Annotated in this window: 10 protein-coding genes; 4 read left to right on the top strand and 6 right to left on the bottom strand. The window is 60.7% G+C overall.

Features of this window, described 5'->3' with window-relative positions:
- Nucleotides 1-62: 62 nt before the first annotated feature.
- Nucleotides 63-1,121, bottom strand: a complete 1,059-nt coding sequence (locus tag NA647_RS16250; RefSeq protein WP_256058673.1) for a serine hydrolase — start codon at nt 1,119-1,121, stop codon at nt 63-65.
- A gap of 29 nt (nt 1,122-1,150) precedes the next feature.
- Entirely contained in the window at nt 1,151-2,188 is a 1,038-nt protein-coding gene (locus tag NA647_RS16245; RefSeq protein WP_256058637.1) for a serine hydrolase, read from the bottom strand.
- A gap of 296 nt (nt 2,189-2,484) precedes the next feature.
- On the opposite strand from NA647_RS16245, the gene NA647_RS16240 reads away from it, so the two are divergent.
- From NA647_RS16240 to NA647_RS16230, 3 genes are all read left to right on the top strand, one after another.
- Entirely contained in the window at nt 2,485-3,753 is a 1,269-nt protein-coding gene (locus NA647_RS16240) for an acyltransferase family protein (protein WP_256058636.1), read from the top strand.
- Between the two features lie 555 nt (nt 3,754-4,308).
- Entirely contained in the window at nt 4,309-5,040 is a 732-nt protein-coding gene (locus tag NA647_RS16235; RefSeq protein WP_256058635.1) for a DUF72 domain-containing protein, read from the top strand.
- 332 nt (nt 5,041-5,372) lie between these two features.
- Entirely contained in the window at nt 5,373-6,119 is a 747-nt protein-coding gene (locus NA647_RS16230) for a dienelactone hydrolase family protein (RefSeq protein WP_423836488.1), read from the top strand.
- A 195-nt stretch (nt 6,120-6,314) separates the two neighbouring features.
- Here the strand turns inward: NA647_RS16230 and NA647_RS16225 are convergent, their stop codons facing one another.
- On the bottom strand, nt 6,315-6,911 hold the full coding sequence (locus NA647_RS16225) for a hypothetical protein (protein ID WP_256058633.1): 597 nt from the start codon (nt 6,909-6,911) through the stop codon (nt 6,315-6,317).
- A gap of 53 nt (nt 6,912-6,964) precedes the next feature.
- Nucleotides 6,965-7,828: an SDR family oxidoreductase gene (locus tag NA647_RS16220; RefSeq protein WP_256058632.1), complete on the bottom strand. Its 864-nt coding sequence runs from the start codon at nt 7,826-7,828 to the stop codon at nt 6,965-6,967.
- Nucleotides 7,829-8,432: 604 nt separating this feature from the next.
- Here NA647_RS16220 and NA647_RS16215 point away from each other — a divergent pair.
- Entirely contained in the window at nt 8,433-9,623 is a 1,191-nt protein-coding gene (locus NA647_RS16215; RefSeq protein WP_256058631.1) for a sugar transporter, read from the top strand.
- A gap of 50 nt (nt 9,624-9,673) precedes the next feature.
- Here NA647_RS16215 and NA647_RS19635 read toward each other — a convergent pair whose 3' ends face one another.
- Both NA647_RS19635 and NA647_RS16200 read right to left on the bottom strand, forming a co-directional pair.
- Entirely contained in the window at nt 9,674-10,987 is a 1,314-nt protein-coding gene (locus NA647_RS19635) for a methyl-accepting chemotaxis protein (protein ID WP_272889726.1), read from the bottom strand.
- A 237-nt stretch (nt 10,988-11,224) separates the two neighbouring features.
- Nucleotides 11,225-11,638 (bottom strand): septal ring lytic transglycosylase RlpA family protein, encoded by a 414-nt coding sequence (locus tag NA647_RS16200; protein ID WP_256058671.1) that lies wholly within the window; start codon nt 11,636-11,638, stop codon nt 11,225-11,227.
- Nucleotides 11,639-11,669: the final 31 nt, after the last annotated feature.

The following is an 11,669-nucleotide window of genomic DNA, read 5'->3' as shown; positions in this document are numbered from 1 at the left end:
TCGGCCTTCGCTGATGTGTGGCCGAATAAAATCGGCGCTACGGGAAATAACGTTCTTCCGGATCAATTAGCCGAAACAGGCTTTAGCAGCGCTCGGGTGATGGCTTCGCCCACTTTTTCAAAGGCCGCTCCGGCCTCCTTGGCTTCATCCAGTGCTTCGGCGCAGGCCACGATGATGACGGTCTTCGCCTGCTTTTCCGCCAGGGGTTCGATCACGCCTACGTGGCAGGCGCGTTCCAGTTGCGTTCCGGTTTTCTGGATGAAAGGCACATCGCTGGGCAGGCCGGCTTCGAGGCGGTAGGCATCATACCGATCCAGCTTCATGTCCTTGAACAGCAAATCCCGGCTGGACTCGGAAAGCAGATCGCCTTCAATCAGTTTCTCCAGCAGCGTGCCGTATGCTTCCAGCGTGCTGGAATTCAGGTTGCGCGCGTAATAGCGCTCGTAAGCCTGCTCCATGCTGTCGGCCTTCAGCTCGCTTTCGGAGAGCGACAGGGCGCTGGCGACCGCCTCGTAGCGCGGCTTGCTGAAAGGCGCCGATGCAAGCTTCACCAGTTCGATATTGTCCAGCTCGCGCGCATCGGGATGCAGCTCGCCATAGACGTCCCGCCGCACCTGGGTGAAGTCGGTGATGCGTTCAAACCCCTTGCCGCCCATGTTCTTGCGTGTGCGCTCGTTCAACTCATCCTCGCCAATGAGCCGGATCAGCATATTGGCGGCCGTGTTGTCGCTTTCGATGAGCATTTCATTCAGCAGAGCGCGCAGCGAATACTCGACGCCATTGTCCTGCCAGACCAGATCGCCGGAGCCGTCGACCTTGTCGGTCGCCTCCAGGCTCATCTGTTCGTCGAGGCTGTGCTCGCCTTCGTCGACGTTCTGTAGGACCGCGATGGCGATCGGCACCTTGACCGCCGAGCCCAGATACCAAAAGCGATCCGCCTGGTAATCTAGTGTCTCGCCGTCACCCAGATGTTTGATGTAAACGCCGAGATTGCCTGGACTCTGTTCGTCGATCTGACGGATGTCCTGTTCCAGTGCGTTGCGCCAGGATTCCGAATAGGCCTGTTCCTTATATGCCCAGAGCGCCAGCCCGAGGCCTACCAAGGCCGGAAGGGCTAGCAATTTTCCGGTGCGCGCGAGCGGGGCTGGTTTCATAGGCGAAGCACTCCAGAGGCGGTTATCGCTTCGCCCGCGCCGCGCAAAGCGCGTTCGGCCTTGGCGGTGGATGCAGCACCGCGCACGCAGGCGATCACAACGATACGTCCGGTGGGGTCGGCTATGCGGAAGGGCGGCGGCGCGATCACACCGGCATCGCAGATGCGGGCGCGCTGGGTGCCGGTTTTATGTGCATAGCCGACCGTTGGTGGCAGACCGGCCTTGATGCGCTGGGCCCCGGTGGCGACGCGATTCATCACGCTGAGCAGGTATTCGGTGCTGGCCTGGCTCAGCGCCTTGCCTTCCACCACGGCGGACAACAAATCGCCATAGGCCTGCAGCGTGCCGGAGTTGAAAGGCGTCGCGTAATAACGTTCATAGGCGTCGCGCAGCGGGATTTTGGTGAGCGCGCTCTGCTGGACGCCCAGCAGGCTGGCCAGAAGCGAGAGGCGTCCGGCTTCGCTGCGCTGCGCTTTGAGCGAAAGGAAATCCCTGCCGGACAACAGGCGAGCGGAGGGGTGCAATTCCCCGTAGATCAGCCTGCGCACATCCGCCAGGGTGGTGATCGGGCCGAAGCCTTCAGGCACCAGCTCGCGGGTCACGGCGTTGACCGCGTCGAGGCCGACCAGGCGGATGAGCATGTCGCTCGCGGTGTTATCGCTGTGAATCAGCATCTGATCCATCAGGTAGCGGACGCTGAGCGAGGTGCCCGGTGCGTGTCGTTTGGTCGGGCCTGCGCCATCGACGTAGTCCGATTCCAGCAAGCGCACGGTGCTGTCCAGGCTCAGGGTGTCCTGGTCGATGCGGCGCATGACGGCTATGGCCACAGGGACCTTGACCGTGGACGCGAGGTACCAGGCTTCCTCGCCGTGGTAGGAGGCTGACACGCCGGTATCCAGATCCTTGAGGTAGATACCCAACTCACCCGAGGTGCTCGCATCGACCTTGGCGATGTGTTCGAGAAAGCTTTCCGTCCAGCTGAAACCGTCCTGCGCAACCGCCGGCAATGGCGATGCAAGCAGGACCATTGCCATCAGCAGGGACGTTGCGATACCTGTTCGTAGCTGGGGCTTGGCTCGGAACAACACGGGTAGCGGACCTCTCTGCCGGTTACTGGTCATGGTTGGACCTGTATCGCTCCGGCCCGTGCCCGACGCATACGTGACGAAATATTGATCCGGCGATACGACCGATGGGGCTGAGTGTCTTGCCATCGTTGCCCGCAACGTCGGTGAGCAGCTCGAATACCCAGTGGCTATCGAACGACTGCCCGCAACGGAACGTCCTATTTGCGGACGGCACGTTGGCTGCCGCATGGCAGGAGCAATGCATGGAGCAAGTCAGCAAGGAAAAATTCATCGGGCTCGAGTGGTTGCGATTTTCGCTCGGCATGTATTTGGTGTTCTTTCATACGATCCATGCGTATCCCGAGGAACAACGGCCCGGGTGGCTGTCAGACCTGACCGGGGTGGGGTTTTTCGCGACCAGCAGTTTCTTCGTGCTGTCGGGTTTCTTGCTGGCCCATGTCTATTGTCAGCAAGGACAACTGCGCGAACCGGGGCGCAGCTTCCTGAGCCGGCGTTTCGCCAATCTCTATCCGTTGCACCTGTTTTCATTGGGACTGACGGCGGTGGTGTTGTTCATCATCGCCAAACTCGGTATCCCACCGGACGACGTCAAGGCGACTCTGCGTTTCGTGGTTTACGACACCAACGAGGATCTGGGCGAGACGTCTAGAGAGACCCTTGAGCACTTCATGGGCAATGGCGAGCTGTTGCTCAACTTCGTCCTGCAGCTGTTCATGCTGCAGGCATGGAACCCCTACTACCTGACCTTCAACCCACCGTTGTGGTCGATTTCCACATTGTTCTTCTTTTATCTGACGTTCCCTTTGCTGGCGCCGCGGCTGATGCGGTTGCGGCACAAGGCGCTCTGGCTTGCGGTCATCGCGGTGATTTACTTGATCCCGCCGCTCTGGGTGATTCAACAGCAGGAATACGGTATTCCCCAAACCGGCATGCTGCACCGCATGCCTTTGCTGCGCCTGCCGGAATTTCTCGCCGGCATTTTGTTGTATGGGGTGTTCCGCGAAATGCAGAGCCAAGGGCGCATGCCGAGGCTGGGGGGGCGTTTGGCGCTGGCAGGTTTCGTGCTGGCCTGCTTCATCGCTGCCATCTGGCTGTTGAAGGGGGAAAAGCTCTGGTACTTCCTGCTGCACAATGGGCTGCTGCTGCCCTCGCAGCTGGCACTGGTCTACTTGTTTGCGCTGATCGCCACGCCAGGTAGCGCTCGCGTGAATCGCTGGTCGCAGCGTCTAGGGACGGCATCGCTGCCTCTGTTTGTGCTGCATGTACCGGCGTTCATCCTGTTTTCTCGTTCGGAAAAACTGCTGGGCGTCGCTTCGACCAGCTGCTTCGAAGCCTGGGCCGATTGCGCCGTCCGGGCCGGAGAGCAGCAGCTGTCACTGTTGTTCTATCCGCTTTACTTGATCTTGACGGTCGTACTTTGCGTCTGGGCTCAGGAGCATGCCGTGGTGCCGGCGCGCAAATGGTTGCTAAAGCGGTTACCCGTTCAATCGAGCAGGCAGTCGGCACCCTAGGTGCTCGGTCCCGTTTCGCTGCGCTTACGACGGAACCCGGCCTGTGCGGCTAGCGGAAGGGTCTAAAGCGCCGTAGCGCCGACTTTGCTCGGTTTTCACACATCGGCGGCCGAATGAATTTGGCCCTACGGACCTGAGCTTCTGTGCAGGATTGCGGCGTTTTTTCTGGACTAAGCGAACCCCGTCCCCCTCGCTTCTCCCGGCAGGGCTATGACTGCGGTGCGCTTACAGTGGGCAGCGTTACCGTAGGGCCGAACTTGTTCGGCTTTCACATCTGCGGCCGAATGAATTTGGCCCTACGGACCTGAGCTCCTGTGCAGGATTGCGGCGTTTATTCTGGACTAAGCGAACCCCGTCCCCCTCGCTTTCTCCCGGCAGGGCTATGACTGCGGTGCGGTTACAGCGGGCCGCGTTACTGTAGGGCCGAACTTGTTCGGCTTTCACACAACTGCGGCCGAATGAATTCGGCGCCTACGGGGCGCGATCATTTCTGGAAGGATCAAGCAGGCGTGCGTGATGGTCATCAATAGTAGTCAACGACCGGACCCTATTGCGATGAACGTCGACCTCCCGATATTTCTCGGCACGGCGGGATGGAGCCTGCCGCGCGAGCAGTGGCCAGCATTCCCGGACGAGGGCACGCACCTGCAGCGCTACGCCAATCGTTTTCCAGCCGTCGAAATCAATAGCTCCTTCTATCGCTCCCATCGACCCGCCACCTACGCCAAGTGGGCCGAAAGCGTGCCAGCGACGTTTCGCTTCTGCGTGAAGCTGCCCAAGCAAATTACCCACGAACGGCGGCTGGTCGCCTGCGAAGAATTGCTCGAATGTTTTCTGCAGGAGTGCGGCCATCTGCGCGAGAAGTTGGGCTGCCTGCTGGTGCAATTGCCGCCTTCGCTGGCTTATGACCTGGCAAGCGCCAGTGTCTTTTTCGCTGCATTGAGAGCCCGTCACGACGGCCCGGTGGCCATCGAGCCTCGCCATCGCAGCTGGCTCGATGCAGAGTCGCTGCTGCAGCAAGCGCAGATCGTCCGCGTCGTCGCCGATCCGGCACCCTTCGCCGAAGCAGCCGAGCCGGGCGGCTGGCCGGGGTTTCGCTATTACCGCCTGCACGGTTCGCCACGCATCTACCATTCTTCGTACGACGCTGATTGGCTTGGTGCGCTGGCCGAACGTCTGGCCGATCAGCCGAAGGGCGTTGCCAGTTGGTGCATCTTCGACAACACGGCCAGCGGGGCGGCGACGGCCAATGCGTTGACACTGCAGACTCGTCTCTCTCGAGAGTGATCCAGGCGGCGACGTTCACTGATAAAAACCGACACAAACAGAAACGGTTGCAAGTTAGGTGGCCTGCGCGACCAATGTCGTTCACTTAAGCTAGTCCGCCCCGAGGTCGGGCCTCCGACGAAAGCGGGTGCACGTGGCTTCAGTGGCGGCGCGACCTCGCTGCGAATACAGGCTGTAGGCCTGCCCGAAAAACAGGAGCCTGAGGCGACAGCGCTTGAGCGCACCGCATTGCAGCTGTGCGATGGCGTTTTTCCGCTACTGTTGAAAAGTCCTCTCACATCGCAGGTAACGAACCCATGAAAAAGACGTGTATTGCCCTGGCGCTGGCCGGGATGGTCGGTGTTGCCGAAGCCGCGGTGGTGGTCAAGCCCCATGCCTATGAAATCGACGGCGAAGCCTTCGAGGGCTTGCTGGTTTACGACGATGCGGTGACCACGCCGCGCCCCGGTTTGGTGATGGTGCCCAACTGGCTCGGGGTGACCGAACGATCGGCTGAGAAGGCCGCGCGCGCCGCAGGGGAGAAGTATGTGGTGTTCATGGCGGATCTATACGGCAAGGCGGTACGGCCATCGAACCCGGATGAAGCCAAGGCGGCCGCCACTTCAGTGCGTGGTGATCGTGCGCTGATGCGCAAGCGCGCCCAGGCTGCGGTCGATGTGTTCAGGTCACAGCAGGACGTGGCGCTGGACACAAGCAAGATGGCGGCGATCGGTTTCTGCTTCGGTGGCGGCGCAGTGCTTGAGCTGGCCCGCTCCGGTGCCGATCTGGATGCCTTCGTTTCCTTCCACGGCAACCTGGACACGCCTAACCCCGACGACGCCAGGCAGATCAAGGCACCGGTGCTGGTGCTGCACGGCGCCGATGATCCGGCGGTCCCGAAGGAGCAGGTCGATGGATTCGTCGCCGAGATGCAAGCCGCCGATGCCGACTGGCAAATGGTCAGCTATGGCAACGCCGTGCATTCGTTTACCGACCCCTATGCCAAGGTGCCGGGCCGCAACGAGTACAACCCGTTGGTGGCGAAGCGCGCATTCCAGGCCATGAACGACCTGCTCGATGAGGTGTTCACAGCGCAGTAACAGGCTGTCGAAAAACGTTGGCTAGGCAGCCAAGACAAGGCAGAAATTGCTGAGAAAGCGGACCGGGCTCGCGATCGAGGTTACGAGTTGGCGATTCGAAGCGTTTTCTAGCGCTGGATCGGCAACGCAGATAGTTTTTCAACAGCCTGGTAGGCGCCGGCGCGCACCTTCGGCGGCCAGCGCGGCTTCGGCGCGTTACCGCGGGACGATCCGCACGCGCCCGGCCGTGTTGTCACGACGCGCGGCCTTTTCGTTTTCGGCGCGGCCGGGAATCGAGCCATCGTCTGCGCCGCGATCCGGTGTGGCCATTCCATTCAGCTCGCGTTCGTCGACGCTGATGGATGTGGCGTCCGGGTAGCCGGTCGTCAGGGTTTCGGTGCTGGCCGTGACGGGCGTCGTGTCATCGTCGCCCCAGCCGGCACTGCGCTCGTCGATATCGATTGCGCCGTTTCGCTCCATCAGCTGCTCGACCATGGTCACCTGGCCTTCATCTTCGACGGTGACGGTGACGATGGTGGAGCCGCGACGGGCCGCTTCTGGATAGCGTCCGGCATGTTCACTCGCGCCATCCCCAAAGACTTTGCGAAAAAAGCTGCCAACTTTTTCGGAGACAGTGGCGTCCTCGTCCGGCTCCTCCCCGATGACTTCGACCCGGCTGCTGTCGACAGTAGCGGGATTGAAGGAGGCGGATATCTGGATGTCGTCGCTAGGCACTCCCTTGCTCAGGAGCTCGGCTTTGACGTGCTCGGCTTCTGCATAGTGGTCAAAGGCGGCAATGAGAATCTGAGTCATGATTTCACCTTGGTTTCGTGCGGGGCTGGCTGCGTTCGGGCGTGACGACGACCTCAGCCGTTCACCACCTTCCCGCCATTGATGTGAATGGTCTGTCCGCTGACATAGGACGAGTCCTCGCATGCCAGATAAACGTAAGCCGGGCCCAGCTCCGACGGCTGGCCGCAGCGGCCCATGGGCATCTGGCTGCCGAAATCTTCGAGCATCTCGGGGTCGTGCTTGCCGATAGTGGCCGGTTGCAGCGGTGTCCAGATCGGGCCGGGGGCAATCTGGTTGACGCGGATGTCGCGCTCGATCAGCTGCTGCGACAGGGCGCGAGTGAAACCGTCGATGGCGCCTTTGGTCGAGGTGTAGTCGATCAGCATCGGGTTGCCGATGAAGGAATTGATCGAGGTGGTGTTAATGATCGACGCGCCGGCCTTCAGGTGGGCCAGGGCGGCGCGGGTGAGATAGAAATAGCCGTGAATGTTGGTGGCAAAGGTCTTCTCCCACTGCTCATCAGTGATGTCCTCGAGCCGCGTTTGCACCTCCTGCCGGCCGGCATTGTTCACCAGCACGTCCAGCCGGCCGAAGGTCTTCACGGTCTGCTCGACTGCATCGTTGCAGTACTTGCTATCGCGAATGTCTCCCGGTAGCAGCAAGCAGCGCTGGCCTTCAGCTTCAACCATGCGCTTGGCCGCTTCGGCATCCTCATGCTCGTCGAGATACATGATGGCGACATCCGCTCCTTCACGGGCGAAGTGCACCGCGGCCGCGCGACCGATGCCACTGTCGCCGCCGCTGACCAGCGCTACTTTGCCGGCCAGCTTGCCGCTGCCTTTGTAGCTGTCGCGAATGAACTCGGCGGGCGGCTGCATCTCGCTCTCCAAGCCGGGCTGGCGGTCCTGCTTCTGTGCGGGGATCTTCGGGTAAGCCATACATCCTCCAGATACGTGGGTTCTGTAGGTACGGCTGATGGCGGGCAGGAAAGTTTCGGTTGAACGCCGAGTGGTGAGGATGCGATTGACGAATGAACTGAAAACATTCCCCAAAGTGGATGGCGCTCGGTGTGCTGCCAACAAGAGCGTTGAGGGAATCAGGCTGCAAGCCCATCGCAGCGTTGCGAAGAGCAGCTGCGGCCGCTCGTCGCAGATAGTTTTCGCGACCTGACATCGGCACGGCACGGGCGTAGAATCCGCGCCGCTCCGACTGTCTTGTTTCGCCCTCCAATCGTATCCGTTGCTGCCCGCACTTCTTCGAAGCTCGCGGGCCGGGTGCGTTGTGGTGATCGAGCACGACCGTCATCCCTGAATTCTCTCTCGTCACGCTGTGGTGTGCCTTTTCAAAAAGGCTATGTCTGTTGCCAATTGGTTTTGGGAAGGCTCCGAGCCTTGTAGGGTGGGCTTTAGCCCACGCTGACCGCGTTGGTGGGCTGAAGCGGAACGTCGCTTTGCCCACACTGCGGGCCTTTGCGCCAACAGACATAGCTTTTCAAAAATGCGCGCTGCGGTTGCCGATTGGCAGCATCAAGACATCGCCCACATGAACGAATCGCAATCCTCCCACGCTGGGAGCTGGCTCAGTGTCGTTGCACTGGCCCTAGCCGCTTTCATCTTCAACACCACCGAGTTCGTCCCGGTCGCCTTGCTCAGCGACATCGGCAGCTCGTTCGACATGCCGCCGTCCCAGGTCGGCCTGATGTTGACCATCTATGCCTGGGTGGTAGCGCTGATGTCGCTGCCGATGATGCTGCTGACTCGCAACGTAGAGCGCCGCACGCTGCTGATTTTCGTGTTCGCGGTGTTCATCGGCAGCCACCTGGTGTCGAGCGTGGCGTCGAGCTTCGGCATGCTGATGCTCAGCCGCATCGGTATCGCGCTGGCGCACGCGGTGTTCTGGTCGATCACCGCGTCGCTTGCCGTGCGCGTTGCGCCACCGGGCAAGCAAGCACAGGCATTGGGCCTGCTAGCGACCGGTAGTGCATTGGCCATGGTGCTGGGCATTCCCATCGGCCGAGTGGTTGGAGAATGGCTGGGTTGGCGCACGACCTTCCTGTCGATAGCTGTGATAGCCGCGCTGGTGGTGCTCTGCCTGGCGCGGACGCTGCCATTGCTGCCCAGCCAGAATTCCGGTTCGCTGCGCAGCTTGCCAATGCTGTTCAAACGTCCGGCGCTGGTGGCGGCCTATGTGCTGACTGCGCTGGTGATCACCGCTCAGTTCACGGCGTACACCTATATTGAGCCTTTCGCACAGATGATCGCGCACCTGAGCGGGGGCATGACCACTGTACTGCTGTTGATGTTCGGTGGCGCCGGGATTCTCGGTACGATCCTGTTCAGCCGTTACAGCGGGCGCTTTCCGAGAGGCTTCATGATCGCCGCGATTTCGACCATGGCCGTTTGCTTGCTGCTGTTGCTGCCGGCCGCGCGCGATCCGTCGATGCTGGGTGCGCTGGTGATGGTTTGGGGCGTCGCCGGGATGTGCTTCGGTCTGGCGGCGCAGTCGAAGGTTCTGAACCTTGCTTCTGATGCGACTGACGTCGCGATGGCGATGTTCTCCGGCGTATACAACGTCGGGATCGGTGGGGGCGCACTGCTGGGTAGCCTCGTCACCCGCCACTTGGGCCTGAGCAATGTAGGCATCGTCGCCGGCCTGCTGGCGTTGAGCGGCATCATGCTGTGCTGTTTTGCGACCTATCGTTATGCCCGGCCGGTGGGCCACGCCGCGCTCTGATTCGATGCAAGGGCGGATGGAATGCCATCCGCCACGTTACCGCTCAGGGCTTATTTCAGCTCGTTGGCGAAGCGGCCGACTGCGCTGACGACCTGCTTGGCGCCGTCTTGAATCTCAACGATCACCTCACCGGCCTGGTTGGCCAGTGACAAACCTGCGGCAGCTTGCTCGCGGCTGTTGGCCATCTCCCGTACGGCCTCGTCGACCAATGCCTGGTTCTTCTGCACCACCGTGACGATCTCTTCGGTGGCGGCACTGGTGCGGCCGGCCAGTTGACGTACTTCATCGGCAACCACGGCGAAACCGCGACCCTGCTCACCGGCACGTGCGGCTTCGATGGCTGCGTTCAGAGCCAGCAGGTTGGTCTGCGCGGCGATGCCGCCAATGGTTTGCACCATCGTGCTGATCAGCAATGACTGCTTGCCCAACGCCTCGATGCCGTGCGTGGCCGACTCCACTTCCTTGGCGATGCGCTGCATGGTCGCGACCGTTTCCTTAACCACTACAGCGCCGCGCTCAGCGCTGGTGTCGGTCTGCCGAGACACTTCATAGGCAATGCTCGCCGCGTCCCTGACTTCTTCTTCACGTGCGACCTGATCACTGACCACACTGGCGAACTTCACCACCTTGAACAAGTTGCCCTCGGTATCGTGCACCGGGTTGTAGCTTGCCTCGAGCCAGACATCGCGGCCCTGGCTGTCGAGTCGTTTGAAACGGTTGGACACGAACTCGCCGCGGTTGAGCGTCTGCCAGAAATGCTTGTACTGCTGCGATCCGGCTTCGCCAGGCGTGCAGAACAGGCTGTGATGCTTGCCAACGATCTGCTGGAGCGAATAGCCCATCGCCCGAAGAAACTGGTCGTTGGCGGTGATTACGGTGCCGTCCAGATTGAACTGAATGACCGCGGTGGAGCGAAGCAGGGCGTTGATGAAAGCCTCGTGCTCTTTCGCCGTCGTCAAATCCTTCGTCACATCCCGAGCGAAGCCGCGAATGCTCAGCAGAGCGCCTTGTTCAGATTGAATCGGATACCAGTCGACATGCAGCCATGCGAGGCTGCCATCAGCATGCAGATACCGGTAGTCATCGCTAATGGGGGCCAGCTTGGCGATCGCAGCACGGAACTGGTGAAAACACGGCAGGTTTTTCACATAAGACGGCACTATTTCCGCCATCGCGCGGCCTTTCAGTTGATCAACTGTGTAGCCGAGCGTCCTGGCGAACTGCTGGTTGACATCCGCAATTCGAAACTCGGGATCGAGCGTGATGAATAGTTTGGTGGCGTTCATCTGGTCGCGGAACTGACGCAGGATGTACAACTCGGCTGCCTGCTCTTCGAGTTGTTTTTTTAGATGGCCGTTGAACATGAATGCACCGCGCAGTGGGTTGACGTGCCTTTCTATCGGCACGCCGTAGCGGTACTTGATAGGCGCACAAGCTAATGTTTTTTCAGAGGCGGGCTTGCCAGTGAGAGCCTCAGTCTCGGCTGTGAACCAACGGCCTGGCGGCGTGGACCGCAGGGGTGGAACGCAGTGCTTGTCCTGCCTGGAAAGCGTTCAGCGGGACCAGGAGTCGATGTCTTCAGGGCGAGACGTCGTTGCGATTCAGTCAACTTTTTCCAGACGTACCCGGACGACCCCAGAACGCGTACTAGCGATGCGCTCGAACGCAGCTTTCGACAAATCGATGATTCGACCGCGGACGAAGGGGCCGCGGTCATTGATGCGTACGACCACGCTCTTGCCGTTGCGTGTGTTCGTCACCCGGACTTTCGTGCCAAAAGGCAAAGTGCGATGGGCAGCTGTCAGTGCTCCCTGATCGAAGCGTTCGCCGCTCGCGGTCTGCTTATTGTGATGCTGGTTGCCGTAGTACGAGGCCTTTCCGGAGCCGATGTGCTCGCTTGAGGCGGGTGGAGGCGTGGGGCTTGTCGTGGGTTCTTTGGGCGGAGGCGTCGCACAACCGGTAACAACGGCGAATATCAGCAGAGTGATTAACCAACTGACTGTCCTGTGGCGCATGTTTCGATCCTCGTCATCACGCTGAGCTGTG

The sequence above is a fragment of the Stutzerimonas stutzeri genome, from assembly GCF_024448985.1.
Lineage (GTDB): Bacteria > Pseudomonadota > Gammaproteobacteria > Pseudomonadales > Pseudomonadaceae > Stutzerimonas > Stutzerimonas stutzeri_AP.
This window is presented reverse-complemented; position numbering and strand designations above follow the sequence as displayed.